Genomic DNA, 25,718 nt, shown 5'->3' with positions numbered 1-25,718 from the left:
GCTCAGGCGGCGTACGGGTTGGCGAACAGGAGCAGCAGCGCGATGACCAGGCAGTAGATCGCCACCGTCTCGATCATCGCCAGACCGACGAACAGGGTCCTGGAGATCACGCCGGACGATTCCGGCTGGCGGGCGATGGCGTCCAGGGCGGCGGCGACGGCGCGGCCCTCGGCCAACGCCGGGCCGATGGAGCCTATCGCCACGGCCCCGGCGGCGCTCGCGATGCTGACGATCTGGATCCAGTTCATGAACCTGCCTCTTGAGTTTCCTGACTTTCGGCCGCGCCTTCGCCGCCGCTGACGGCGCTGCCGATGAAGACCATGGCCAGTACGGTGAAGATGTAGGCCTGCACGGCGCCGGTCAGCAGATCGAGCGCCATCAGCGGGATCGGCACGAGCAAGCCGGCGAGCGACAGGATCACCCCGATGATGAAGACCCCGCTCATGACGTTGCCGAACAGACGCACGATCATCGCCAGCGTCCGGGCGAAGGTGGAGATGATGTTGAGCGGGACCATGAACAGCGCCGGCTGGGCGAAACTCTTCAGGTAGCCGCGCACGCCGCGGGCGCGCACGCCGAACCAGATCACCGCCATGAAGACGATCAGCGCCAGCGCCGCGTCGGTCTCCAGATGGGCCGTCGGCGGCTCCACCCCCGGGATCAGCGACGACCAGTTGGCTGTCAGGATGAACAGGAAGATCGTGCCCAGCAGCGGCAGGTAGGGTCGCGGCGAGGCGTGCATGGTGTCGCGGATCTGGCCCTGGATCGCCTCGACGATCATCTCGAACACGGCCTGGCGACGGGTCGGCTCCAACTTCAGGCCGCGCCCGGCGGCCCATCCGCCGACGGCGAGCACGGCCATCAGCACCCAGGTGACGACGACAGGCTCGGTCACCGCCACCGGGCCGACCGAGAAGACGATGTGGGACTCAAGCGGCGATCCGGTCACGAGGGCGCTCCGAACCGGACGGCGGCCATCCGCGCGCCGAGCAGGCCGAGCGCCGCGGCGAGCAGCGCGCCCGCCCCCAGGACGATGGCGATCGCCGCCAGCGCCAGGGTGCTCAGCACGACGCGCACGGCCTGCAGGGCGAACAGCCGGCCGAGCGACGGCGCCTGGACCAGCGCATCGACCTGCGCGCGCAGGGCTCTGAAGTGAAGCACGCCGATCAGCGCGCCGGCGATCAGCCCGCCGGCGAGCGCGACCCACAGCGGCGGATGGAAGAGCGGGAGGGTCATTGACGGTTCATCCATCGCCAGGCCGACCAGAACCCGAGGGCGAGACCGAGCATCAGCAGCGGCGCGCTCCAGAAGACGCCGGTGCCGAACCGATGGTCCAGCCAGCGGCCGAAGAACAGGAACAACAGCCCGGGCGTGACGATCATCCAGCCCAGGACGCCGATCTGCCCGACGAAGTGCAGCACCGGCGGCTCGCCGCCCTCGCGCAGCCAGCGCTTGCGCCGTTCGCTGCGCTTGCGGATGGCGTCCGCCAGGCCCTTGGCCGGGCCGGCGTCCGGCTCTTCGTCCGGCTCGCTCACGACGCGGCCCCATAGGCGCTGCGCCGGCCAGGACGCAGATAGCGCACGATGCGCCGCATGGCCTTCATCTGAAGCTGAAGGCTCTCCGTGCGTGCGACCCGCTCGGCCTCCGCCGCCTCGTGGAAGCGCGTGCGCACGATCCCCTCGAGCTGGTCGAGGTCGTCCCCCAGGATCGCCTCGCGGGTGGCGACGGCCACGCCGCCGGCCCGCGACACCGTGAGGACGCCCCGCCGCACGGCGCAGTAGCGCCGCCGCTCGTCCGCGCCGCGCCAACTCACGACGGACGGCGTCAGCACCGTCAGGAAATCGGCGTGGCCCTCCAGCACGCCGAAGCCGCCGCTCTCATCCTCGGCGCGGACGGCCGTGACGCCGGTTTCGTCCAACACGACGCTGGCGGGGGTGGTGATCAACAGCCTCATGCGCCGCCGCCGCCCTGGCCGCTCTGGCCGCCCTGCTGCTTGGCGCGCGCCTCGTCGATGTCGCCGACCATGTAGAGGGCGTTCTCGTCCCAGCCGTCGCAGGCGCCGCTGAGGATCTCGCGGCAGCCGCGCACGGTCTCGGCGAGCGGCGTGGAGCGCCCGGGACGTCCGGTGAAGGCCTCGGCCACGGTGAACGGCTGGGTGAGGAACCGCTGCAGGCGGCGCGCGCGCGTCACGGTCTGGCGATCCTGGGCGCTCAGTTCCTCGACGCCCAGGATCGAGATGATGTCCTGCAGCTCGCGATAGCGGGCGATGGTTTCGCGCACCTGCTCGGCGACCTGGTAGTGCTCCAGCCCCACGACGGTCGGGTCCAGCAGGATGGAGGAGGAGCTGATCGGATCGACGGCGGGATACATCCCCTCTGCGACCATGTCGCGCGAGAGCATGATCATGCTGTCCAGGTGGCTCGAGATGGCGGCCACCGCCGGGTCGGTGAAGTCGTCGGCCGGCACGTAGACCGCCTCGATCGAGGTGACCGCCGCCCCGGCGATGGAGGCGATGCGTTCGTGCAGGGCCGCGACCTCGGTGGCCAGGGTCGGCTGGTAGCCCACCCGCGACGGCAGCCGGCCCAGGAGACCGGAGACCTCCGCGCCCGCCTGGACGAAGCGGAAGACATTGTCCATCAGCAGCAGCACGTTCTGGTGCTTCACGTCGCGAAAATGCTCGGCGATGGTGAGCGCGGTCAGGCCCACGCGCCAACGGGCGCCGGGCGGCTCGTTCATCTGGCCGTAGACCAGCACGCTGCGGTCCAGCACGCCGGAGCGGCGCATCTCGTTGAGCAGCTCGTGGCCCTCGCGGCTGCGTTCCCCGACGCCGGCGAACACCGACACGCCCTGGTGCGACTCCACCATGGCGTGGATCAGCTCCATCACCACCACCGTCTTGCCCACGCCGGCGCCGCCGAACATGGCCGACTTGCCGCCCTGGGCCAGCGGCGCCAGCAGGTCGATCACCTTGATGCCGGTCTCGAAGATCGAGGTGGCGGGGTTGCGTTCGCCCAGCGGCGGGGCGGCGCGCTGGATCGGCGCGCGGGCCATGTCGGCCGGCAGCGGCGGGCCGCCGTCGCGCGCCGCGCCCATCACGTCCAGCAGTCGCCCAAGAACGGGATCGCCGACCGGCGTGGTGATCGGCTGGCCCGTGGCGCGCACGCGCACGCCGCGCCGCAGCCCTCCGGTGGTCTGCAGCGCCACGCCGCGAACGGTGGTGTCGTCCAGGTGCGATTGCACCTCCACCACCAGTTCCTCGCCGCCGTCCCACTCGACGATCAGCGCTTCCTCGAGGCGCGGCAGCGGCGGCGCCTCGAAGGCGACGTCGACCACCGCGCCGCGAACGGCGAGAACTCTTCCCATCGGCTGCGTCGCCTGGACCACTGACTCGTCCACTCGCATCCCACGACCCATCGGCGGGCCACCCTACCCCAGCTAGGCCCTATGGGAACGATCCTCCTTGATGAAAGTCGCGTGCGGGCGCGCCGTTGCACGCTTGACACGCTTCTATAATTCGACAATCGTTGAAATATGGAATCAGAAACCGCCGTAAAGCGCCTCTCGGCGCTCTCGCAGGACAGCCGCCTCGCCGTGTTCCGCCTGCTCGTCCGGGCCGGCCGCCAGGGCGTCCCGGCCGGCGAGATCGCCCGCACGCTGGACATCACGCCCAACACCCTGTCGGCCCAGCTCAACATCCTGACCAACGCCGGCCTGGCGACCAGCCGGCGAGAGGGCCGCTCGATCATCTACGCCGCCGACTACGACGGCATGAGCGAACTGCTCGTCTACCTGATGGAAGACTGCTGCCAGGGCCGCCCGGAAGTGTGCGCGCCGCTGGCCGACGTCGCCGCAAAGGCCGCCTGCTGCGACCAACCTACCGGAGCCCTGTCATGAAGCGCCTGCATGTTCACGTCTCGGTCGAGGACCTGAAGAAGTCCGTCGGCTTCTATTCGACGCTCTTCGGCGCCGAACCCACCGTCCTGAAGGACGACTACGCCAAGTGGATGCTGGACGATCCGAGGGTCAACTTCGCCATCTCCGCCCGCGCCCGCGCGCCCGGGCTCGACCACCTGGGCGTCCAGGTGGACAGCGGCGAGGAGCTGGCCGAGCTGGCGACGAGGCTGAACGCCGCCGGCCAGACGACCCGCGACCAGACCGCGGCCACCTGCTGCTACGCCAAGTCGGACAAGGCCTGGGTGGTCGATCCGGACGGCGTGCGCTGGGAGACCTTCCACACCTTCGGCGAGGCCGTGACCTACGGCGAGGACGAGCCCGAGGCGGTGCTCGCCGTCAAACCCGCCGCCGCCTGCTGCTGAGAGGAAGCGACCATGTCTGAACCCGTTCGCGCCCCGCTGAACGTGCTGTTCCTGTGCACAGGGAACTCGGCGCGCTCGATCCTGGCCGAAGCGATCATGAACCGCATCGGCCCGCCGAAGTTCAAGGCCTACTCGGCTGGCTCCATGCCCGCCGGCAAGGTCAATCCGTACGCCCTGGCGCTGCTGAGCAAGCTCAACTACCCGACCGAGGGCCTGCGCTCGAAGTCGTGGGAGGAGTTCTCGCGGGCGGACAATCCCGACGCGCCGGAGCTGAATTTCGTCTTCACCGTCTGCGACAACGCCGCCGGCGAGGTCTGCCCGATCTGGCCCGGCCAGCCGATGACGGCCCACTGGGGCGTGCCGGATCCGGCCGCCGTGCAGGGCTCGGAAGCCGAGATCGGCCTCGCCTTCGCCGAGACCTATCGCATGCTCAACAACCGCATCAACATCTTCGCCAGCCTGCCCCTGGCCAGCCTGGACCGGCTGACCTTGCAGAAGCGGCTGGACGCGATCGGCAAGACGACAGGCCAGCCGGAGGCGGCGCAGTGAGCATCGAAGCGGCCGAAGGTCAGGCCGCAAAGCCGGCCATGTCCCGCTTCGAGCGCTACCTGACGGTCTGGGTGGCGCTGTGCATCGTGGCCGGGGTCGCCCTCGGCCACTTCTTCGCGCCCCTCTTCCAGGCCATCGGTTCGGCGGAGATCGCCAAGGTCAATCTGCCGGTGGCGGTGCTGATCTGGCTGATGATCATTCCGATGCTGATGAAGGTGGACTTCCGCTCCCTGAGCCAGGTCGGCCGCCATTGGCGGGGCATCGGCGTCACCTTGTTCGTCAACTGGGCGGTGAAGCCGTTCTCGATGGCCGCGCTCGGCGCGTTCTTCATCGGCTACCTCTTTCGCCCCTTCCTGCCCGCCGGAGAGATCAACAGCTACATCGCCGGCCTGATCCTCCTGGCCGCCGCGCCGTGCACCGCCATGGTGTTCGTCTGGAGCAGCCTCAGCCGCGGCGAGCCGAACTTCACGCTGAGCCAGGTGGCGCTCAACGACACGATCATGGTCGTGGCCTTCGCGCCGATCGTGGGGCTGCTGCTGGGACTGTCTGCGATCACGGTGCCGTGGGAGACGCTGGTCCTTTCCGTCGGCCTCTACATCGTGATCCCCGTCGTGATCGCCCAACTGGCCCGCACCGCATTGCTGCGGCGAGGCGGCGAGCCGGCGCTGTCGGGCGTGCTGGCCAAGATCCAGCCGCTCTCCCTGACGGCGCTTCTGGCCACGCTGGTCCTGCTGTTCGGCTTCCAGGGCGAGCAGATCATCGGCCAGCCCGCCATCATCGCGATGCTGGCGGTCCCGATCCTGATCCAGGTCTACTTCAACTCCGCCCTGGCCTACATGCTCAACCGGCTGAGCGGCGAGGCCCATTGCGTGGCCGGCCCTTCGGCCCTGATCGGCGCAAGCAACTTCTTCGAGCTGGCGGTGGCCGCCGCGATCAGCCTCTTCGGCTTTTCGTCGGGCGCGGCCCTCGCCACGGTCGTGGGCGTGCTGATCGAGGTGCCGGTGATGCTGTCCGTCGTGGCCATCGTGAACGCCAGCAAGGGCTGGTACGAGCGCGGCGCGGCGGTGCGGCGGCTGGCCGAACGCGCCTGATCGCGTCTTGGCCTCCGCCCGCCGCGGCGCCTGCGGCCTAAATGCGCCTATCGGACAAAACCGCCGCTCGTCGCTTGTCTTGGTCAAGCCTTGCGATGTATCGCATCGCGCCATGCCCTTCCCAGTTCCAGCCCCTTCCGTGAGCGCCACGGCGCATATGTCATGATCGGGATGCGAGGGCTGGAATCGTGGCGGCGACGCAGCGGAGCGAGCTTCAGCCGCAAGCGCATCAGACTGCGCGCGCGCCGCGCCTGGCGGATGACCATCATCGTGCTGGGCTCCGTCGTCGGCGGCCTGGCGGCCGTGTCGTTCGCCAAGCTCTGCGACGCCGGCATCGCCTTCCACCACAACGTCATCCGCTCGGTCCCCTTCCTGCCCTACGTGCTCATGCCGGCGAGCATGGCGCTGGCGACCTGGCTGACTATCAAGTTCGCGCCCGCGGCGGCCGGCAGCGGCATTCCCCAGGTGATCGCCGCCGCCGAGGAAGCCGGACCGGACAATCCCGGCGACGACAAGATCTCGGTGCGCACCGCCGTGGTGAAGGTCGCCCTGACGGCCCTGCTCCTCACCTGCGGGGCGGCGATCGGGCGCGAGGGCCCGACGGTGCAGGTGGTGGCCGCGATCCTCTTCCTGTTCACCAGCCGGCTGCACGGCGGGCCCAGCCGCCGCGCCCTGCTGATCGCCGGCGGGGCGGCCGGCGTGGCCGCCGCCTTCAACACCCTGATCGCCGGCGTCGTCTTCGCCGTGGAGGAGCTGGCCAAGGGCTTCGACCGCCGCAACAACTCCATCATCATCCTGGTCGTCGTGATCGCGGGGGCGGCCTCATACGCCTTCGCCGGCGACTACGCCTATTTCGGCAGCCTGCGCGGCTCCACGGCGCTGGCCTCGGCCTGGCTCGCGGCCCCGATCATCGGCGTCGTGTGCGGCGTCACCGGCGGGCTCTTCGCCCGGGCGGTCGCCGCGGTCATCGGCCCGCAGCCCAACGCCGTCGGCCTGTTCAGAAAGAGCCGGCCGATCGTCTTCGCCACGGGCTGCGGCCTGGTCGCGGCGCTGGCGGCCTTCGCCAGCGGCGGCCTGAGCTTCGGCACCGGCTATGACTCCACGACCGCGCTGCTGGCGGGCGGTGGCGGCGCCCAGAGCTGGTCGCTTTCCGTCTGGCGCTGGATCGCCACCCTCGCCGCCTCGGTCTGCGGCGCGCCGGGCGGGCTCTTCGCGCCCTCGCTCGCGATCGGCGCGGGGCTGGGCTCGGTCGTCGACCAGGTGGTGCCCTGGGTGCAGGGGCGCGACGTGGTGGTGCTGGGCATGGCCGCCTATCTGGCCGGCGTCGTCCAGGCCCCGCTGACGAGCGCGGTGATCCTGATGGAGATGACCCGCGACCCCGGCCTGGTGGGCCCGCTGATGCTGAGCACGCTGATGTCGCGCGCGATCTCCTCGCGCATCATGAGAGAGCCGCTCTATCATCAGCTTGCAGGGGCCTGGCGGCGACGCGTCGGCAAGCCCGCCAAGGCGGTCCCGGCGCCTGCCGCCTGAGGACGGCGAGACCAGGCCCCGCACATCGACGACGCGGGCCGCGCAGGAGGAACGGACATGACGGCGGAGTCGCTGATCGCCTGGGTGGAATCCGGCGCCTGGACCCCGATCGCCGGCCGGATCGGGGCGGCGCTGATCATCGTGATCCTGGCGTTCGCCGTCGCCCGGCTCGTGACCATCACCCTGCAGCGGCTGCGCTCGCGCTCCCGGTCCGGCGCCCAGTCGATCTACATCGTCGAGAAGCTCACCAGCTACGCCGTGATCCTCGCCGGCGGCTTCATCGGCCTGTCGACCCTTGGGGTGAACCTGACGTCGCTGACGGTGTTCGCCGGCGCCGTGGGCGTCGGCGTGGGTCTCGGCCTGCAGGGGATCGTGCGCGAGTTCGTCTCGGGCCTGGTGATCATCTTCGATCCGCTGGTGCACGTGGGCGACTACGTGGAGATCGAAAGCGGCATGCGCGGCGAGATCCTGGAGGTCGGCCCGCGCGCGACACGCCTGCTCACCAACGACGGCCTGGACGTGGTGATCCCCAACTCCAAACTGATCGACGGCGAGGTGGTGAACTGGACGCTCAAGGGCCAGACCCGGCGCCTCCACGTGCCGTTCGGCGTCGCCTACGGCGTCGACAAGGCCAAGGTGCGCGACGCCGTCCTGGCCGCCGCCCACAAGGTGCCCTTCACCCTGCCCGACACCGACACCCGCCGCACCCAGGTGTGGCTTATCGGCTTCGGCGATTCCTCGCTGAACTTCGAGCTGGTGGTGTGGCCCTCGTTCGAGGCGGTCAAGCGGCCGGCCTCGGCCCATGCGGCCTACACCTGGGCCATCGAGGACGCCCTGCGCGAGGCCGGGATCGAAATCCCCTTCCCGCAGGTCGACCTGCGCGTGCGCAGCCTGTTCGGCCGCGAGGGCGAGGCGGCCGCCCGCTCCATGGGCCTGAAGGTGCAGGCCGCCGAGGACGCCGCGCCCAAGGCGAAGTCCACGAACGACGCGGCCGAGGACCTGCTGCGCGAGGCCGCCGCCGAGGCGGCCAAACCCCAGGCCGGCCAATCGGGCGGCGGCGAGCCCGAAGGCGCCTGATCGGCGGCCTGGCGCGCGCTTCGGCGCCGGCCGTATCGGCGAGCCCCTGGAGCGGCGAGTCGCCGCCATGCTAGATTTCGCTCATCGCCCGTTTCCGTGACGGGCACAGTCCTGGTTCCATCGGCTTCGACTATGACATCCAGCATGCGCGCCGGCGGCGCGCCCCAGGCGCCGCAGCAGACGATCGTGTTCGCCGTGGGCGACGTGCATGGCCGGCTCGATCTTCTGGAGCGCCTCACCGAACAGCTCGCGGTCGAGACCGAGGCGGACGCCCGCGACGGCAAGAGCGTCGTCGCCGTCTTCCTTGGCGACTACATCGACCGGGGCCCGGACTCGGCCGGCGTGATCGACCATCTGATCCGCTTTCGGGGCCAGGCCGAGTGCAGGACGGTCTTCCTGCGCGGCAACCACGAGGACGTGCTGCTGAGCCTGCTCGACGGCCATGAGGATTCCACGCGCTGGCTGGAGTATGGCGGCGTGGAGACCCTGCGCTCGTATGGCGTCTCGCTCCGCGGCGAGCTGGCCAATCCCTCGGTCGACAAGCTGCGCCAGGCCGCCGCCAGGGCCATCCCGGCCGAGCACGTCGCCTTCCTGCGGGACACAGAGCTCCGCATCGCGTTCGGCGACTACATCTTCGTGCACGCCGGCTTGCGGCCCGACACGCCGCTCGACGAGCAGACCGACGCCGACATGATGTGGTTTCGCGACTACGACGACGAGCCGCCGATCTGGCCCGGCGTGGTGGTGCACGGCCACACGGTCAATCCCAGGCCCGTGCGCGGGCGCGCCCGCATCGGCATCGACACCGGCGCCTACGCCACCGACGCGTTGACGGCGCTGCGGCTGGAGGCCGGCCGGCAGGACTTCATCAAGGTGTCGATCAATCCCGACGACGGCGACGTCGACATCGACGTCTGGGACACGGTCGACCGCGCCTTCGCCGAGGCGGAGACGCCGCGCCCGCGCGATCCGCGCCGCAAGCTGACGCCAGCGACCCCGAAGCGGCGGACCGGCGCCCTCCGCGCCCCGGCCATCGCCGCTGGCGCGGCCCTGGCGGCGGCGGCCGCCGCCGCGGTCATCCTCTACAAGCCGGTCGCCAAGCCCTCGTCGGACGTCTCGCCGCAATCGATCGCCGCCGAGCTGCGCGGCCAGGCCGATCCGGGCCTCCCCGCCCTCCCGGCCACCAAGGCGGCTGCAGTCGGCGGAGCCGCGCCGGCCGCCGCCAGGGCGGGCGCCGATGCGGCCTCGACGCCGCAGCTACGCGCCCTGGCGCCGTCGCAGGCGCAGGACGCCGTGGGCCCGCCGCCGCCGCTGGACGCGGCTCCGGCAACCGCCGCACCGGCCGCCGCCGCACCCGCGAAGCCGGAGCCGCCTGGCGGCGGGCCCCGCGTGCAGATCGCCGCGGTCGCCTCCACCGACGCCGCCGAGGCCGCATGGACGGCCGTGCGACAGCGCCTCCCCGGCCCGGCCGCGGGCAAGCGCCTGGAGATGGAGAACGTGCAGGTGGGCGATCAGACGCTCCATCGCGCCCTGGTGGCCGGCTTCGCCACCGAGGACGAAGCGCGCGCCTTCTGCGGCGCCCTGCGCGGCGCCGGGCGCGACTGCATCGTCCGCCCCTGAGCCGCTGATTTCCGGGCCGCGCGGGCGCGAGCGACGCCCGGCGGAACCCGCCGTTCGCGGCCTGTCGAAATTGCGCTGATTACGCGTCTCAGGAACAGGGATCGGCGTTGCATCTGCGGCGCCCTTCGCTAGCTTGCGCGCGCGTTTGCACGAGAAGAGGTGTTGGTAGAGTCCATGCGCATTCTAATGACGATCTCCGTGACCGCCGCCGCCGCCGTGGTTCTGGCCGGATGCGGTCAGAAGCCTTCGGCTCCTGCGCCGGCCGCTGAACAGGGCGAGCACGCCGAGGCCGGGCACGAAGAAGGCCCCGCGGCCGGCGCCGAGCATGAAGGCGGCGAGCACGAAGAGCAGGGCGAGGACGCCGCCAAGCTGCTCGCGTCCCTGCCGGCGCCCTACAACACCGCCGACCTGGAAAACGGCAAGCGCCGCTTCGCCCTGTGCCGCTCGTGCCACACGATCACGCCCGACGGCCCGAACATGACCGGGCCCAACCTCTACGGCGTCTTCGGCCGCAAGGCCGGCTCGCATGAGAAGTTCAACTACTCCGACGCCCTGAAGAACGCCGACTTCACCTGGGACTTCGACAAGCTCTCGCAGTGGCTGCCCGACCCGCAAGCCATGATCCCGGGCGTGAAGATGCCGCCCGTGGCCGGCCTGAAGGGCGACAAGGACAAGATCGACGTGATCGCCTACCTCAAGGTCGAGACCAGCAAGGCCGGCGAATAGGCGCTCGCCGCGCCGCCTGCGCGCCTATTCGGCGGCGTTGGCGGCGCGCGCCCGCTCGGCCTCCTCGAAGGCGTCGATGCGCCGGGCCATGTGCATCGGCGACTTCGTGAACCGCGCCAGGAGGTTGTAGAACACCGGCACGATGAACAGGGTCAGCAGGGTCGAGAAGATCGCCCCGAAGAAGATCACCACGCCGATAGTCTTGCGGGCTTCGCCGCCCGCGCCGCCCCACACGATCAGCGGGATCGCGCCGGCCGCCGCCGAGATCGACGTCATGATGATCGGGCGCAGCCGCAGCGACGCCGACTCGATCACCGCCTCGCGGATCGACAGGCCCTCGTCGCGAAGCTGGTTGGCGAACTCCACGATCAGGATGCCGTTCTTCGCGGCGATGCCGACCAGGATGATCAGTCCGATCTGACTGTAGGTGTTGATGGTGGACCCGGCGATGAACAGGCCGAAGAGCCCGCCAAGCGCCGCCACCGGCACCGTCAGCATGATGACGCCCGGGTGGATCCAGCTCTCGAACTGCGCCGCCAGCACCAGGAACACCAGGAGCAGCGCCAGGCCGAAGGCGACGGCCACCGCCCCGCCGGCCTCCAGATAGTCGCGCGCCGCCCCGCCCCACTTGATGGCGATGCCGGACTGCTTGGCGACCTCGTTCTGGAAGAACTTCACCGCGTCGCCGGTGGTGTAGCCGGGGTTGAGCTGCACGCTGAGGGTGATGGCCCGCAGGCGGTCGACCCGCGAGCGGTCGGGCGTGTCGCCGCGAACGGTCGTGGTCACCACCGAGGACAGCGGCACGAGCGTGCGCGCGCTGGTCCGCACATAGAGTTTGCTGAGATCCTCGGCCGTCTCGCGCCGCTGGCGGTCGGTCTGCAGGATGACGTCGTATTCCTGGCCCTGCTTGATGTAGGTCGTCGCCTTGCTGGAGCCGAACATCGTCTCGAGCGCCGAGCCGACCGACTGGGCGGTGACGCCGAGCGAGACGGCCTTCTCCCGGTCAAGCTCGACCATCAGCCGCGGCGAGGTCGGCTCGTAATCCAGGCGGGCGCGCGACATGCCCGGATTGGCCTCGGCGGCCCTGAGGATCGGTTCGATCTGCCGCGCGATCTGCGGATACTCGTTGCCGACCAGGATCAGGTCGACGCTGGAGCTGCTGCCCCCGCCGCGCTGCAGGCTCGGCCGGACCGAGGCGATGACCCGCGCGCCGGTGATCGACGAGAACTCGCGGTTGAGTTGGGCGGCCAGCTCCTGGGAGCCGATCTTGTGGTGCGGGGCCAGCGTCACGTTGCCGCCGGATGTGTTGTACTGGGTGTTGCCGAACCGCGGGCTGGAGATGACGTAGCGGTTGATCACCCCGCTCTTCAGAAGCGCCATCAGCCGCGTCTCCACCTTGCGGCTGACGCTCTGGATATAGTCGAAGCCAGCCCCCTCGGGCCCCATGATCATGAAGTCGACGCGGCCGCGGTCCTCGTTGGGCACCAGTTCCTTGGGCAGCATGACGAACAGCCCGGCCGCGGCCACCGCCAGCACGGCGACGAGCGTCGCCGCAGCATAGGTCGCGCTGCGCCTGCCGAGCAGGGCGTCCAGCGAGGCGTGGTAGGACTCCCGCAGCCTGTTCATGGCCACGTTCACGCGCTGGGCGATGAAGCCTTCGCTATTGGCCGGCCGCAGCAGCTTGGACGCCAGCATCGGCGACAGGCTGAGCGCCAGCAGGGCCGAGAAGGACACCGCCGCGGCGATCGCCACCGCCAGTTCGACGAACAGCCGGCCGATGTAGCCGGGCATGAACATCAGCGGCGCGAACACTGAGACCAGCACGATGGTCGTGGCGACCACGGCGAAGAACACCTGCCGCGCGCCGCGCTGGGCGCCCACCGGCGGCGGCTCGCCGTCGTCGATCCGGCGCTGAATGTTCTCGACCACGACGATGGCGTCGTCGACCACCAGGCCGATCGCCAGGACCAGCGCCAGCAGCGTGAGCAGGTTGATGGAGAAGCCCAGCGGGGCGAGCACGATGAAGGTGGACAGAATGCAGATCGGCGCGACGATCGAGGGGATCAACGCCGCCCGCAGCGTGCCCAGGAAGATGAAGTTCACCAGGGCCACCAGGGCGAGCGAAATGCCCATGGTGATCCACACCTCCTTGATCGCCTCGGCGGTGAAGGAGGTGTAGTCGACCGCGATCTTCAGCCGGGTGTCGGGCGGCAGGGCCTGGTTGATCTCCGGCAACGCAGCGCGCACGCCCTTGGAGATGTCCAGGTCGTTGGCCTGCGACTGGCGCGTGATGGCGATGCCCACCTGGTCGACGCCGTCGGACCGGAAGATCCGGCGCCGCTCGTCAGGCCCCTCTTCCACCCGCGCGATATCGCCCAGGCGGGTGACGTAGCCGGTGCTGGAGGAGATCACCCCGAGGTTGCTGGGGCGCACCGGAAGCCTGGCGAACTGCTCGGGCGTGGAATAGCCCCGCGCCACGCGGATGGTGAAGTCCTTGCTGGGCGCCTCGAGCGAGCCGGCCGGCAACTCCAGGTTCTGGCTGGTCAGCGCGTTCTTGACGTCGTCGACGGTCAGGCCGCGCGCGGCCATCGCCTCCGGATCGAGCCAGATGCGCATGGAGAAAAGCTGGCTGCCGACGACGCGCACGTTGGCGACCCCCGGCACGGTCGAGAAGCGCTCGACCAGATAGCGCTGGGCGTAGTCCGACAGCTCCATGCGGTTGAGCCGGTCGGAGGACAGGCTCAGGAACATGATCGGCTGGGCGTCGGCGTCGGCCTTGGCCACCTGAGGCGGATCGGCCTCGTCGGGCAACTGCGAGGCCACCCGCGAGACCGCGTCGCGCACGTCGTTGGCCGCCGCGTCGAGATCCCGGTTGAGCGTGAAGGAGACGTTGATCCGAGAGGCCCCGTCACGCGACGACGAGGTCACCCGGTCGATCCCCTGGATTCCGGCGACCTGGCCCTCGATGACCTGGGTGATGCGCTCTTCCACCACCTCGGCCGACGCGCCGGTGTAGGTGGTCTGGATCGAGACGATCGGCGGGTCGACGCTGGGCAGCTCGCGCACCGACAAGGCGCCGAACGAGGCGAAGCCGACGACGCAGAGAATGATCGCCGCCACGGCGGCGAACACCGGGCGCCGGACGGAAATGTCGGAGAGCATCATGCCGCGGGCCGGGGCCGCGCCTGGCCGCCCCCTCCCACGCCGCCGCCCGCGCCGGCGCCGGCGCCGGCCAGGCGGATCGGCTGGCCCGGCGTGACCTTGTTGAGACCGTCGGCGACGATGCGGTCGCCCGGCGCGACGCCCTCACGCAGCTCGACGAAGCCGTCCTTGCGCGCGCCGGTGACCACGGCCCGCTGCTCGGCCACCATCTTCCCGTCCTGGTTGGCGATGAGATAGACGAACGCGGAGTCGCCCTCCACGGCCAGGGCGGTCTCGGGCGCGGCGGGGCTCTGGCGCTGGCCGTGGGCGATGGAGACGCGCACGAGCATCCCCGGCTTCAGCCGGTGGCCCGGATTGGGAAACTCCGCGCGCGCGGTGATCGCCCTGGTGGTTTCGTTCACGCGGGTGTCGAGCTTGGCGACCTGGCCGGTGATGATCTCGCCCGGATAGGCGTCGACGGTGGCGGTGATCTGCTGGCCCTCGTGCAGGTCGGCCATGTAGCGTTCAGGCACGGCGAAATCGACGCGGATCGTGCTCAGGTCGTCGAGCGTGACGATCGCCGCGCCGGGATTGATGAGCGCGCCGGGCGCGATGTCGGTCAGCCCGACCTCGCCCGAGAACGGCGCACGGATCACGCGGTCTCCCTGGCGGGCGCGGGCGGCCTCCACGTCGGCCTTGGCCGAGATGTAGGCCGCCTCGTACTGGTCGATCGACGCCTTGGAGGCGAAGCCCTTCTCGCCCAGCGTCTTCCAGCGCTCGAAGGCGCGCTCGGCCTCGACCAGCTTGGCCTGGGCCTGGGCCAGGCCCGCATCCTGTTCGGTGGACTTCAGCTCGACCAGCACGTCGCCTTTGCGCACCATCTCGCCGTCGTGGATGTGCACGGTCTGGACGAGCTGGGTGGTGGCCGCGCTCAGCGTGACCGACTGGCGGCCCTTGGCCACGCCCAGCACCTCGATGGCGTCGACGAACGTGCGCGGCTGGACCGTGACCGACGAAACCTGGGTCGGGCCGCCCATGCCGCCGCGGCTGCGCCCGCCGGCGGAGCCGCCGGCCTTGGACGACGCGGCGCCCGGCCGTTCATTCGCGCCGGACGGGCCCTTGCCGCCCAGCGCGAACTTCAGGCCGGCCGCAGCGACCATCAGTACGAGCACCGTCAGCGCACTGACGAGAAAGAAATGGCGACGCAGCAAACTGGGGGCTCCGTGTCCCGATCCTGAAAGGCGCCCAGGACCAACGACGGCCCCGAACGCGACGAGGCCGGATATACCCAATCCAGCTACAGAACGATGGCGCAGCGATTGCCGCGCTGAAACAGATGCGGAATTGGGCGCCCCCACCCGACACGAGCGCCGAAAAACGGCGCCAAATTCCATTCCGGCGCAGAAAACAAACGCTAATGACTGCGGGACGACAGGGCCCTGGCGGCGCCTGCGCGCCGCCGGGGCCCGATTCGTCTAGGCGTCGTAACCGGGCAGCTCGCGATCAAGCCGGCGCAGGCAGCCCGGCCAGGCGAGCTTGCCGCCGATCCCGCGCCCGGTCTGCATCTTGACCTCGGCCTGGGAAGCCTCGGGCGCGAACAGCACGTTTTCGCGGCCGGCGGACAGCGCCATGACCTGCTGCTTGCAGGCCCGCTCGAGGAAGAACATCCCCACCCAGCAGTCGGCCGCGCTCTCGCCCACCGACAAGGTGCCGTGGTTGCGCAGGAGCATCAGGGTCTTGTCGCCGATGTCGGCCACCAGGCGCTCGCGTTCGTCGAGGTTGAGGGCGATGCCTTCATAGTCGTGGTAGGCCAGCCGCGGCAGCACGATCAGCGCGTGCTGCGACAGCGGCAGAAGGCCTTCCTTCTGGGCGGCCACGGCCACGCCCTGGTCGGAGTGCAGATGCATGACGAACTTGGCGTCCTCGCGAGCCGCGTGGATGGCCGAGTGGATCGTGAATCCCGCCGGATTGATGAAGTAGGGCGTGTCCTGGAGGATGTTCCCGTCCAGGTCGATCTTCACCAGCGACGAGGCGGTGATCTCGTCGAACAGCATGCCGTAGGGATTGATCAGGAAGTGGTGCTCGGGCCCCGGGATCCGCGCCGAGATGTGGGTGTAGACCAGGTCGTCCCAGCCGTGCAGCGCCACCAGGCGGTAGAGCGCCGCCAGGTCCACCCGCGCTTGCCATTCCTCGGCGCTGACCTTGTCCTTGAGCGAGATCACGCCCGCGAGCGAACCATCGGCCATCTCGGCCTCCCATGCGTCTTGAAGTTATCTGCGATTAGGTTTCGCCCCGCCGATCCGGCGGGTCAAGTATTCGACCGCGTGCGCGCCACCGCGTCGAGCCACCGCGCATAGGCGGTCTCGCGCGCATGGCGGCCCATGGCGGGCGTGACGGGCTCGGCCTGCGGGCGGGCCTCGGCGGCCTCGGCCATGTCCGCGTAGACGCCGGCGCCGATGCCGGCGAACAGCGCCGCGCCCAGGGCCGTGGTGTCCTGGAAGGTCGCCCGGTTCACGTTCACGCCCGTCAGATCGGCCAGCCGCTGAGCGAACCAGGCGCTGCGCGCCATGCCGCCGTCGATGCGCAGCACGGCCTCGGCGCCGAACGCCTCGGGCGCGTCGGCGCGCATGGCCTCGATCAGGTCGCGGGTCTGCAGGGCCGAGGCGTCGAATGTCGCCTGGGCGATCTCGGGCAGCCCAGCGTCGCGGGTGAGCCCGAAGATCGCGCCGCGCGCGGCCGCGTCCCACCAGGGCGCGCCGAGGCCGGTGAAGGCCGGCACCAGCACCACGCCGTGATCAGGCCGGGCCGCCTGCGCCAGCCGCTCGACCGCCAGGGGCCCGCCCTCCACGCCGAGCCCCTCGTTGACCCACTGGACGCCCGCTCCGGCGATGAAGATCGCCCCTTCGAGCGCGAAGGTCGTCTTGCCGGCGACGCGGGCGGCGACCGTGGTGAGCAGCCGCGAGCGCGACACGGGCGCGGCCTCGCCGGTGTTGACCAGCAGGAAGCAGCCGGTGCCGTAGGTGGCCTTCATCTCGCCAGGAGACACGCACCCCTGCCCCATCAGCGCGGCCTGCTGGTCGCCGGCCACGCCCCGGATCGGCACGGGCCGGCCAAGGAGCGCCGGCTCGGTCTCGCCGAAGTCGCCGGCGCTGTCGCGCACCTCGGGCAGCAGCGCGGCGGGAACGTCGAAGATGCGCAGCATCTCGTCCGACCACGCCTGCGCCCGCAGATCGAAGAGCAGCGTGCGCGAGGCGTTGGTGGCGTCGGTCGCGTGGACGCGCCCGCCCGTCAGCTTCCAGATCACCCACGTGTCGATCGTGCCGGCCAGCAGCTCGCCGGCCTGCGCGCGCACCCGCGCCCCGGCGACGTTGTCCAGGAGCCAGGCGATCTTGGCGCCGGAGAAGTAGGGATCCAGCAGCAGGCCCGTCACCTCCGTCACCCGCGGCTCGTGACCGGCCGCGCGCAGCCGGTCGCAGGCGGCCGCGGTGCGGCGGTCCTGCCAGACGATCGCCGGATGGATCGGCTTTCCCGTGGCCTTGTCCCAGACCACGACCGTCTCGCGCTGATTCGTCACACCAATCGCCGAGATCGCCTCGACGCCGCGGCCGCAGGCCTCGACGGCCTCGCGCAGAACTTCGACCGCGGCGGCGAAAATCTCGTCAGGGTCGTGCTCGACCCAACCGTCGGCCGGATAATACTGCTTCAGGTTGCGCCCAACCGTCTGCAAGGGCTGACCGCGCCGGTCGAACACGATGGCCCGCGTGCTGGTCGTGCCCTGGTCGAGCGCAAGAATGAGCGGTTCGGCCACGCGGCGTCCCTCCCCTTTTTCCGTGTGTCTGCTCAGCGGCTTGGCCGGTTTAAACATGTTTTCACCTTCGCGGGAGGAGGCTCGTCCAAAGTTGTCCCGCGCAGCGAACGGGTGGGGGTCCCCGGTTTGGGCGTAGCGATCAAGACCGAGCAGATCCTTGGCCTGGCCAAGAGCCGCAGTCCTCAGGACCGCGAGCGCCTGTTGCTGGCCGTCGTGGACCTCGCGAACTCCAGCGAGGGCGAGGAATCGATGGCCGCGCCGGCCGTGCAGGCGCTGCTGAACTCGATCTTCATGAGCCTGGTGGTCGAGGCCGAGCGGGACATCCGCCGCCGCCTGGCCGAAAAGCTCGCCGCCGCGGCCTGGGCGCCGCCGGCCCTGATCAACGTCCTCGCCCTGGACGACCTGGAGATCGCCGCGCCGATCATCGCCCAAAGCCCTGTGCTGAAGGATCACGACCTGGTCCGCCTGCTCGTGGAGGCCACCGTCGAGCACCAGATCGAGGTGGCGCGCCGGCCGAGCCTGGGCCCGCCCGTGGTCGCCGCCATCCTGAGCGCGGCCGAGCCGGCGGTGCTGACGGCGCTCGCGGACAACACGCACACCGAGCTGTCGCCGTTCGACATGGAGCAGCTCCTGGAGGCCTCGCGCCACGTGACCGGGCTGCGCGCGCCGCTGTCGCGCCGGCCGGAACTGACCTCTGGCATGGCCCAGCGCCTCTACGTGTGGGTCGGCCAATCGCTGCGCCAGGCGCTCGTCGGCCGCTTCCGTCTGGACGCCCAGGCGCTGGACGCCGAGCTCGCCCACGCCGTCCACGCGGCCCACGGGGCGGTCACGAGCGAGGGCGACGACGAGCTTCCCATGACCGTGAACGAGGAACGGGAGGGCATGGAGCGGCGGCTGATATCCAAGCTGCACGCCGCGGGGCAGCTCAGGCCCGCCTATCTGCTGCGCGCCTTGCGCGAGCACCGCATCTCGCTGTTCGAGGCCGCCCTCGCCGCGCTCGGCGGCTTCGACTTCGAAGAGGTGCGCCGCGCGATCGATTCAGACCGGCCGGAGTTGCTGGCCCTGGCCTGCGCGGCCGTGGGCATCGACAAGAGCTGCTTCCCCGACATGCTCGATCTCGTCCGTCAACTGAATGGCGGGCGCCCGAGCGGCGGAGCCGAGGGCGCCCGGCGCGCCGTCGGGGCGTTCGGCCCGTTCTCGCCGGAGGTCGCCTCCGCCGCTTTCCGGCAGGCCGTTTCCTCCGTTTGACAAGCGTCGCCGCGTGGGGACTTGTGGCGCCCCATGTTCAAGCCCGAACCCTTCGTCACCCGCCTGGCCTTCGTCGCCAGCGAGCGGCCTGAAGCCCAGGAGGCCCGCGAGCGCCTCGCCGCGCGCTACGGCGATGTGGACGAGGACCGGGCCCAGGTGGTCGTCGCCCTGGGCGGCGACGGCTTCATGCTGGAGACGCTTCACCGGCACATCGAGGCGCCGAAGCCGATCTACGGGATGAACCGCGGCTCGGTCGGCTTCCTGATGAACGAATACAGCGAAGACGACCTCTTGGAGCGGATCAACGCGGCCGAACGGGCGGCGATCCATCCCCTGAGCATGGTGGCGGTCGACACCCGCCGCGGCCAGCATCGCGCCCTGGCCATCAACGAGGTCTCGCTGCTGCGACAGACGCGCCAGACCGCCAAGCTGCGCATCTCCATCGACGGGCGGGTGCGGCTGAACGAGCTGTTCTGCGACGGCGCGCTGGTGGCCACGCCTGCGGGTTCGACGGCCTACAACCTGTCGGCCCACGGCCCCATCATTCCGCTGGACGCCAAGGTGCTGGCGCTGACGCCCATCAGCGCGTTCCGGCCCAGGCGCTGGCGCGGGGCGCTGCTGCCGCACACGGCCCGCGTCACCTTCGAAATCCTCGAGGCCGACAAGCGTCCCGTGAGCGCCGTGGCGGACAACTTCGAGGTGCGCGACGTGCTGGAAGTTCACGTGGCCGAAGACCGCGACATAACCCTGACCATGCTGTTCGACGCCGGGCGCAGTCTGGAAGAACGCGTTCTCGCCGAGCAGTTTTCCGTCTAAAGCGCTACAATAGCGTCGAAGACGTTTGTTAACAGGTGCGTCCTAGACTCATTCGCGTTGCTTGATGGAGGCGCGTGTGAGCCAGCAAAACCCCGGACAAGTGATTCAGGTCCCCAACACCCTTCGCCTGAAGGTGGGCGGCCGTCTGGGCGGCTTCGATCCAGCCGCTATCGCCAAGGCGGAAGCCGCCTTGAAGAACCTGTCGGGCAATTTCGCCCAGTGGCTGCAGGACGAAGTGGTCAAGCTCGAGACCGCGCGCCAGCGCGTGAAGAGCGAAGGCGTCAACGCCGAGACCATGGAGCAGCTCTACCTGCGCGCCCACGACCTGAAGGGCCTGGGCACGACCTACGAATTCCCCTTGATCACCCGCATCGCCGCCTCGCTGTGCCGGCTGATCGACGACAAGGACAAGCGCGACCAGGCGCCGATGGCGCTGATCGACGGCCACATCGACGCGATCAAGGCCTCGGCCCGCGACGGCATCAAGACCGACGACCATCCCATCGGCAAGGCGCTGGTCGAGGAGCTCGAACGCCGCGTCGCGGACATGGGGCTCTAAGCCCCTGAACGACGCCTAGGCCACCGACGACAGCGATTCGGCCACATCGCCGTAGCCGGCGTCCGCCGGAAGCGTCAGCACCTTGCCGTCCGGGCGATCCTCGACCTTGGGCTCGACGGTCACCAGCGGGCGCGCCTTGGCCCGGGCGATGGCGTCGCCGGCGTCGCTCGCTTCGGCCAGAAGCTGCAAATTCATCCGCGTAGGGAATATGATCTTGCGCTCGCCGGTCTCGGCCTTGCGCAGCGCTTCGGCCGGCGCGATCCAGGTGGCGTCCACGGTCTCGCGCCCGTCGCAGGCGGCGAGTTGGTCGGCCGGCGCCTTGGCCATGTAGAACCAGGTATCGAACCGTTTGGGCATGATCGCCGGCGTGATCCACCGGGCGAAGATGGTCAGGCTGTCCAGATCAAGCTTGGCGCCCAGTCCCCGCACGACGTCCAGGAACGCCATCTCGCCCCGGTCCACCGCCGCGCGCACGTCCATTGGCGCGGCCTCGCCCGAGATCATCGCCCCGTCCTTGCGGGCCAGCAGCACGCCGGCCTCCTCGAACACCTCGCGGATCGCGGCGATGCGCAGGGCGCGCTGGTCGGAATCGAAGTCGTCGCCGCCGATCACGTGCTCCAGCCAGGCCGGATCATGATCCCCCGCGTGCCACTTGCCGCCCGGAAAGACCAGGGCGCCGGAGGCGAAGTCGATCTGATGGTGACGCTCGACCATCAGCACCTCGAAGCCCGGCGCGTCGCGAAGAAGCAGGATGGTGGCGGCGGGCCGTATCTCGGCCGCAGTGTCTTTCTGGTTCATGCCGCAGATTGAACCCCACGCCGCCGGGCCGGCAAGCGTGCCGCGACGTCAAGCGCTAAGGCGGGTGCGCGCTTCGCGGCGCGACCGGCGAGCCACGAGATCCATCCGGTCGAGCAGGTAGTCGGTATCGTCGCGGCCGACGGTCTGCTTCTGCGTGAGGAAGCGCTGCAGCATGCGCTCCTGGAAGCGGTTCTGATCGCGCGCGCCGCCCTCGTTCTCCATGGAATGGAAGGTGTCCACTCCGGCGCGAAAGGCGGTGAAGAGCCGCGCCGGCAGGCCCGCCCGCTCGTAGATGGCCCGTAGGCCCAGCGGCCCGGCGTCGTGGATCATCAGCCAGGTGCGATGGTGCGGAACGCCGGAAAGCTCGGCCACGCCCCATTCGAAGAACGCCATGTGGCCGTGCGCCAGGCCGCGCAGCAGCAGCGAGGCGGTGAGCCGCTCGTGCTTGTTCAGGTGCGCCACGAAGCTCTTCAGGTCCGCCGTGCGCCCGGCCTGGTCCACCAGGTCGATGGTGGCCCGCTCCTTGGCGCCGAGGACCAGTTCAACGGCGGTCTCCGGGGAGATCTCGTGATGGCTGACGATGTGGTCCAGCACCTGATCGCTGACAAGGTCGATCAGCCGCTCGGTGACCGACATGGGCAGGACCTGGCGATAGGCGATGGCGGCCAGCACCCGCTCGGACTGTTCGAAGCGGCTGATCACCTTCTGCAGGCCGGATTCGGCGAAGTCGGCCCGGTCGTTGGCGCAGGCGACCTCGATCGCGCGCTCGACCCCGTGCTCGGCGATGGCGCCGGTCACCTTCTGCGACAGCGACGGCCGCTTGGCGATGGCCACCTGCTGCACCGCGCCGCCCAGCCGCACGATCTCAGCCAGATCGTCGTCGGTGAACACCGGCGAAAAGCTGAGAATCGGCAGGCACACGCTGTCCACGTCCTCGGCCAGCCGCATGGCCACGTCGTGCGGTAGAACCGCGGACGACTTGAGCGTGATGGCCATGGCCCGCCGGACCAGCTCGGCCGCGTCGGCGGCCATGACCCGCAGGATTTCGCTGGCGCGAGCGCGGTCCTCGGCGGTCAGATCGTCGCGATCGATGGAACGGCAGATCTTCTGAGCCGCCATCGCGCGCTCGTCTGGCGTGGCTCCCCTCACCAACGTGCGGATGTCTTCGTCGGTCAACGCCGCGCGCGTCGTCGTCATGCCGCCCCCGCAGGCCCCATCGGCCAAGTCATCGTTCGCCCCAGTATCGGCGCTTTAGGCTTAACGTTCGGTTGCCCCCGCTCATAAGCGGTTAACGCTCTTGGGTAACCCCGCGCCAACGTTACGGCCCCTAATCTGCGCGCCTCGCCGCAGGGGATGCGTACGTGTTCTTTTCACCCATGTTCAAAGCGGCCAGGCCCTTGGGCGGCGGCGTTTCCGTCACCCACCAGGCCCTGGAAGCGCAGCGCGCGCTGCTGCCCTACGCGCTGGCCGCGTTCGGGGTCAGCCTGCCGATCTTCGTATGGGTCGGCTCTCACGCGGCGAACGTGGCCTGGATGAGCTTCGCCCTGGTGGCGTTCGCCATCGCCTGGGCCGGCTTCTACGCCGTGGTGAACTGGCTGCGCGAACCGCAGGCCGAGAACCTGGAGACCCGCGCGCGGGTGCACATCCTGAGCGGCCTGCTTTGGGCGGCGGCGATCGTGCAGGTGACGGTGTTCGCCGACGACGCCGGACCCGCCCGCACGGCGCTGCTGATGATGGCGTCGGCGGCCGGCGTGATCTGCATCTTCTTCACGGCGCCCTGGCTGCCGAGCCTGGCGATCGTCGGGCCCGCCGCCGTGGCCGCCCCGCTCATCGCCATCACCGTGGAGCGGTCGGACCCGAACCTGACCGCCTTCGTCTGGGGCGCGGTGGCGCTGGCCTTCGCCCTGGCGCTGATCCTCAACCGCACGCTGCGCCGCCAGTTCACGCTGGCCGCCGACCGCGAGACCCTGATCGCCGAGCGGGCGCGTTCGGCGGAGGAAGCCCAGCGCCTGGCGCAGTCGAAGTCCGACATCGTCGCCACGCTCTCGCACGAAATCCGCAACGGCCTTGCGGGCGTCGCCCACGTGCTGGCCGCCGCGGCCGGCCGCAGCGGCCGCCAGGCGCCGTCGCGCGAGCAGCTCTCCGCCGCGCTGGACGCCACCAACGACCTGATCAACGTGCTGAACACGACCCTGGATTCGGAGACCGCCGAATCCGGCCGGCTGTCCGTGGACACCCGCGCGTTCGATCCCGTGGCGCTGGTCCGCGACCTGGTGCTCCTGAACCGGCCGGCGGCCGCGGCCAAGGGCCTGGAGTTCGCCCTGCACGTGGACGCCGAGCTCGCCGACGCCAGCAAGGGCGCGGTGGTGGCCGACCCTGCCCGGGTGCGCCAGATCCTGGCCAACCTGATCAGCAACGCCTTGAAGTTCACCGTCCGCGGCCGCGTGGAGGCCCGGATCGAGCTCGTCGGCTCCGAGCGCCTGGCCATCGCCATCGCCGACACCGGGCCGGGCCTGACGCCCGAGGAGATCGAGAAGGCCTTCGAAGCCTTCCACCGGATCCAGCGCACGAGCGCCGGCGTGCGCGGCGCCGGTCTTGGCCTGTCGCTGTCGCTGCACCTGGCGCGCCTGATGGGCGGGGAGCTGACGGCGACGAGCGCGCTCGGCGTGGGAAGCTGCCTGCGCCTGGAGCTGCCGTTCGATCCGCTGGCCAGCATCGACCGCGTCGCGCAGGTGGAAGCGGCTCAGCCCGAGACGCCTGCCGAACGCAAGGGCCTGCGCATCCTCATCGCCGAGGACGACGCGCTGAACGCGGCCATGCTGCGCGCCATCCTGGAGCAGCTCGGCCATCACGTGGTGCACGCCATCGACGGCCGCCGCGCCGCCGATCTGGCCCGGGTGTGCGACTTCGACCTGCTGATGATCGACGGACGCATGCCCGGCATGGACGGCCCGGAGGCGATGCGCGCGATCCGCGCCCTGCCCGAGGCGGCCGGGCGCACGCCGATCATCGCCGTGATCGGCGGCGACGCCGACGAGGCAGCCGAATGCGTCGAGGCCGGCGCGGACGTGGTGCTGCGCAAGCCGGTCACCGTGGCCGCGGTCGCCCGCGCCGTGGCCGACGCCTGCGCCACGCAGGGCGAGTTCGGCGCGCGCCAGGTGGCCTGAAGGCTTCCGAACCGGCCCGCCCACGGCTAAGACTTCCCGCCAAGGGGAGGAACCGCCGTGCTTCTGAATGGCCTGAAGGTCGTCGAATTCGCATCCTATATCGCCGCGCCCGGCGCCGCCGGCATTCTCGCCGACTGGGGCGCGCAGGTGATCAAGGTCGAGCGTCCGGGCGGCGATGCGATGCGTCACGTCTTCGCCGACGCCAAGAGCGAGCTTTCCGGCAACCCGACGTTCGAGATGGACAACCGCGGCAAGCGCTCGGTGGTGCTGGACATCTCCAAGCCGCGCGGGCGCGAGGCGCTGGCCCGGCTGGCGGCCAAGGCCGACGTCTTCCTCACCAACGTGCGGGCCAGTTCGCTGAAGAAGTCGGGCCTGGACGAGCCGACCCTGCGCAAGGCCAACCCGCGGCTGATCTACGCCATGGTCACCGGCTATGGCCTGGAAGGAACCGAGGCCGAGACCCCCGGCTTCGACGTGACGGCCTTCTGGGCCCGCGCCGGGGTGGCGATGATGACCACGCCCAAGGGCCACGACCCGTTCCTGCTGCGCACGGGCGTCGGCGACCACACCACGTCCCTGGCGACGGTCTCGGCGATCCTGGCGGCGGTTTACGAGCGCGAGCACACCGGCGTCGGCCGCCTGGTGCAGACCTCGCTGCTCGCCACCGGCGTCTACACCGTCGGCTCGGACCTGGCCGTGCAGTTGCGCTTCGGCCGGCTCGCCTCGAACAAGCCGCGCACCGCGCCGTTCGATCCGGTGGCCAACTTCTACCGCAGCGCCGACGATCGCTGGTTCGTGGTCAATCCCCGCGGCGGGGCCGTCGACTGGCCGGTGCTGACCAAGGTGGCCGGACGGCCGGAGCTGACCGAGGACGAACGGTTCCGCACCAGCCGCTCGCGCAAGGACAACAGCGCCCTCCTGGTCGCCGAACTGGACGCCGCCTTCGGCGCCATGGCGTTCGACGAGATCGCGCGGCGGCTGAACGAAGCCGACCTCGCCTGGGCGCCCGCCCAGACCCCGGCCGAAGTGGCCGCGGACCCGCAGCTTCGGGCAGCCGGAGCCCTGGTGGAGGTGGACGACGGATCCGGCCGCGCGCACCTGTCGCCCGCCGCGCCGGCGGTCTTCCCCGGGCTTGACCCGGGCGTGCTGCCGCCCTGCCCGGCGCTGGGCCGGGACACGCGAAAGGTGCTTGAAGAGGCCGGCTTCTCGGCGGCCGACATCGAGGCGATGTACGACGAGGGCGCGGCCGCCTGAGACGGCCCCTGCCCGCCG

25 protein-coding genes are annotated in these 25,718 nt (G+C 70.4%); 13 read left to right on the top strand and 12 right to left on the bottom strand.

What is annotated here, in order from left to right:
• Positions 1–2: 2 nt before the first annotated feature.
• The 6 genes from ACE3TA_RS20770 to atpD are packed head-to-tail and all read right to left on the bottom strand — an operon-like array spanning position 3 to position 3,363.
• On the bottom strand, positions 3–248 hold the full coding sequence (locus ACE3TA_RS20770; protein WP_374576248.1) for a F0F1 ATP synthase subunit C: 246 nt from the start codon (positions 246–248) through the stop codon (positions 3–5).
• A complete protein-coding gene (locus tag ACE3TA_RS20765) occupies positions 245–949 on the bottom strand; it encodes a F0F1 ATP synthase subunit A (protein ID WP_374576247.1) in 705 nt (234 codons plus the stop codon). The genes ACE3TA_RS20770 and ACE3TA_RS20765 overlap by 4 nt, the downstream gene beginning before the upstream one ends.
• Positions 946–1,236 carry an ATP synthase subunit I gene (locus ACE3TA_RS20760; protein WP_374576246.1) on the bottom strand — a complete coding sequence of 97 codons (291 nt, stop codon included), beginning with the start codon at positions 1,234–1,236 and terminating at the stop codon, positions 946–948. Before ACE3TA_RS20760 ends, ACE3TA_RS20765 begins: the two co-directional genes overlap by 4 nt.
• The gene (locus ACE3TA_RS20755; RefSeq protein WP_374576245.1) at positions 1,233–1,535 is read right to left on the bottom strand and encodes an AtpZ/AtpI family protein; all 303 of its coding nucleotides are present in this window, start codon (positions 1,533–1,535) and stop codon (positions 1,233–1,235) included. Before ACE3TA_RS20755 ends, ACE3TA_RS20760 begins: the two co-directional genes overlap by 4 nt.
• Positions 1,532–1,954: a F0F1 ATP synthase subunit epsilon gene (locus ACE3TA_RS20750; RefSeq protein ID WP_374576244.1), complete on the bottom strand. Its 423-nt coding sequence runs from the start codon at positions 1,952–1,954 to the stop codon at positions 1,532–1,534. Before ACE3TA_RS20750 ends, ACE3TA_RS20755 begins: the two co-directional genes overlap by 4 nt.
• Positions 1,951–3,363, bottom strand: a complete 1,413-nt coding sequence (gene atpD / locus ACE3TA_RS20745) for a F0F1 ATP synthase subunit beta (RefSeq protein WP_374576243.1) — start codon at positions 3,361–3,363, stop codon at positions 1,951–1,953. The genes ACE3TA_RS20750 and atpD overlap by 4 nt, the downstream gene beginning before the upstream one ends.
• Before the next feature lie 168 nt (positions 3,364–3,531).
• On the opposite strand from atpD, the gene ACE3TA_RS20740 reads away from it, so the two are divergent.
• From ACE3TA_RS20740 to ACE3TA_RS20705, 8 genes are all read left to right on the top strand, one after another.
• The gene (locus ACE3TA_RS20740) at positions 3,532–3,894 is read left to right on the top strand and encodes an ArsR/SmtB family transcription factor (RefSeq protein ID WP_374576242.1); all 363 of its coding nucleotides are present in this window, start codon (positions 3,532–3,534) and stop codon (positions 3,892–3,894) included.
• Entirely contained in the window at positions 3,891–4,316 is a 426-nt protein-coding gene (locus ACE3TA_RS20735) for an ArsI/CadI family heavy metal resistance metalloenzyme (protein WP_374576241.1), read from the top strand. Before ACE3TA_RS20740 ends, ACE3TA_RS20735 begins: the two co-directional genes overlap by 4 nt.
• A gap of 12 nt (positions 4,317–4,328) precedes the next feature.
• Entirely contained in the window at positions 4,329–4,865 is a 537-nt protein-coding gene (locus tag ACE3TA_RS20730) for an arsenate reductase ArsC (protein WP_374576240.1), read from the top strand.
• Between the two features lie 38 nt (positions 4,866–4,903).
• A complete protein-coding gene (gene arsB, locus ACE3TA_RS20725; RefSeq protein WP_374576292.1) occupies positions 4,904–5,956 on the top strand; it encodes an ACR3 family arsenite efflux transporter in 1,053 nt (350 codons plus the stop codon).
• Between the two features lie 162 nt (positions 5,957–6,118).
• Positions 6,119–7,486 carry a chloride channel protein gene (locus ACE3TA_RS20720; RefSeq protein WP_374576239.1) on the top strand — a complete coding sequence of 456 codons (1,368 nt, stop codon included), beginning with the start codon at positions 6,119–6,121 and terminating at the stop codon, positions 7,484–7,486.
• Between the two features lie 57 nt (positions 7,487–7,543).
• Positions 7,544–8,563 carry a mechanosensitive ion channel family protein gene (locus ACE3TA_RS20715; RefSeq protein WP_374576238.1) on the top strand — a complete coding sequence of 340 codons (1,020 nt, stop codon included), beginning with the start codon at positions 7,544–7,546 and terminating at the stop codon, positions 8,561–8,563.
• A 132-nt stretch (positions 8,564–8,695) separates the two neighbouring features.
• Positions 8,696–10,183, top strand: a complete 1,488-nt coding sequence (locus tag ACE3TA_RS20710) for a metallophosphoesterase (protein ID WP_374576237.1) — start codon at positions 8,696–8,698, stop codon at positions 10,181–10,183.
• 186 nt (positions 10,184–10,369) lie between these two features.
• Positions 10,370–10,909 carry a cytochrome c family protein gene (locus tag ACE3TA_RS20705; protein ID WP_374576236.1) on the top strand — a complete coding sequence of 180 codons (540 nt, stop codon included), beginning with the start codon at positions 10,370–10,372 and terminating at the stop codon, positions 10,907–10,909.
• Positions 10,910–10,933: 24 nt separating this feature from the next.
• Here the strand turns inward: ACE3TA_RS20705 and ACE3TA_RS20700 are convergent, their stop codons facing one another.
• From ACE3TA_RS20700 to glpK, 4 genes are all read right to left on the bottom strand, one after another.
• The gene (locus tag ACE3TA_RS20700; protein ID WP_374576291.1) at positions 10,934–14,071 is read right to left on the bottom strand and encodes an efflux RND transporter permease subunit; all 3,138 of its coding nucleotides are present in this window, start codon (positions 14,069–14,071) and stop codon (positions 10,934–10,936) included.
• Entirely contained in the window at positions 14,071–15,261 is a 1,191-nt protein-coding gene (locus ACE3TA_RS20695; protein ID WP_374576235.1) for an efflux RND transporter periplasmic adaptor subunit, read from the bottom strand. Before ACE3TA_RS20695 ends, ACE3TA_RS20700 begins: the two co-directional genes overlap by 1 nt.
• A 264-nt stretch (positions 15,262–15,525) precedes the next feature.
• Positions 15,526–16,296, bottom strand: coding sequence for a class II aldolase/adducin family protein (locus tag ACE3TA_RS20690; protein ID WP_374576234.1), 771 nt, complete (start codon positions 16,294–16,296; stop codon positions 15,526–15,528).
• A gap of 62 nt (positions 16,297–16,358) precedes the next feature.
• On the bottom strand, positions 16,359–17,858 hold the full coding sequence (glpK, locus tag ACE3TA_RS20685) for a glycerol kinase GlpK (protein ID WP_374576233.1): 1,500 nt from the start codon (positions 17,856–17,858) through the stop codon (positions 16,359–16,361).
• A gap of 126 nt (positions 17,859–17,984) precedes the next feature.
• On the opposite strand from glpK, the gene ACE3TA_RS20680 reads away from it, so the two are divergent.
• The 3 genes from ACE3TA_RS20680 (at position 17,985) to ACE3TA_RS20670 (ending at position 20,481) form a co-directional block, all read left to right on the top strand.
• Positions 17,985–19,106, top strand: a complete 1,122-nt coding sequence (locus tag ACE3TA_RS20680; protein WP_374576232.1) for a DUF2336 domain-containing protein — start codon at positions 17,985–17,987, stop codon at positions 19,104–19,106.
• Between the two features lie 33 nt (positions 19,107–19,139).
• On the top strand, positions 19,140–19,922 hold the full coding sequence (locus tag ACE3TA_RS20675; protein WP_374576231.1) for an NAD kinase: 783 nt from the start codon (positions 19,140–19,142) through the stop codon (positions 19,920–19,922).
• A 64-nt stretch (positions 19,923–19,986) separates the two neighbouring features.
• The gene (locus ACE3TA_RS20670; RefSeq protein WP_374576230.1) at positions 19,987–20,481 is read left to right on the top strand and encodes an Hpt domain-containing protein; all 495 of its coding nucleotides are present in this window, start codon (positions 19,987–19,989) and stop codon (positions 20,479–20,481) included.
• Between the two features lie 15 nt (positions 20,482–20,496).
• Here the strand turns inward: ACE3TA_RS20670 and ACE3TA_RS20665 are convergent, their stop codons facing one another.
• Both ACE3TA_RS20665 and ACE3TA_RS20660 read right to left on the bottom strand, forming a co-directional pair.
• Positions 20,497–21,279: an NUDIX domain-containing protein gene (locus ACE3TA_RS20665; RefSeq protein ID WP_374576229.1), complete on the bottom strand. Its 783-nt coding sequence runs from the start codon at positions 21,277–21,279 to the stop codon at positions 20,497–20,499.
• Positions 21,280–21,327: 48 nt separating this feature from the next.
• Positions 21,328–22,476 carry a DUF2336 domain-containing protein gene (locus ACE3TA_RS20660; protein ID WP_374576228.1) on the bottom strand — a complete coding sequence of 383 codons (1,149 nt, stop codon included), beginning with the start codon at positions 22,474–22,476 and terminating at the stop codon, positions 21,328–21,330.
• Positions 22,477–22,640: 164 nt separating this feature from the next.
• Between ACE3TA_RS20660 and ACE3TA_RS20655 the strand changes: the two genes are divergently transcribed.
• Together ACE3TA_RS20655 and ACE3TA_RS20650 are read left to right on the top strand one after the other, a co-directional pair.
• Positions 22,641–24,446 (top strand): ATP-binding protein, encoded by a 1,806-nt coding sequence (locus ACE3TA_RS20655; RefSeq protein WP_374576227.1) that lies wholly within the window; start codon positions 22,641–22,643, stop codon positions 24,444–24,446.
• A 57-nt stretch (positions 24,447–24,503) separates the two neighbouring features.
• The gene (locus tag ACE3TA_RS20650; RefSeq protein ID WP_374576226.1) at positions 24,504–25,700 is read left to right on the top strand and encodes a CaiB/BaiF CoA transferase family protein; all 1,197 of its coding nucleotides are present in this window, start codon (positions 24,504–24,506) and stop codon (positions 25,698–25,700) included.
• Positions 25,701–25,718: the final 18 nt, after the last annotated feature.

Source organism: Phenylobacterium sp. (assembly GCF_041916435.1).
Taxonomy (GTDB): domain Bacteria; phylum Pseudomonadota; class Alphaproteobacteria; order Caulobacterales; family Caulobacteraceae; genus Phenylobacterium.
This window is presented reverse-complemented; position numbering and strand designations above follow the sequence as displayed.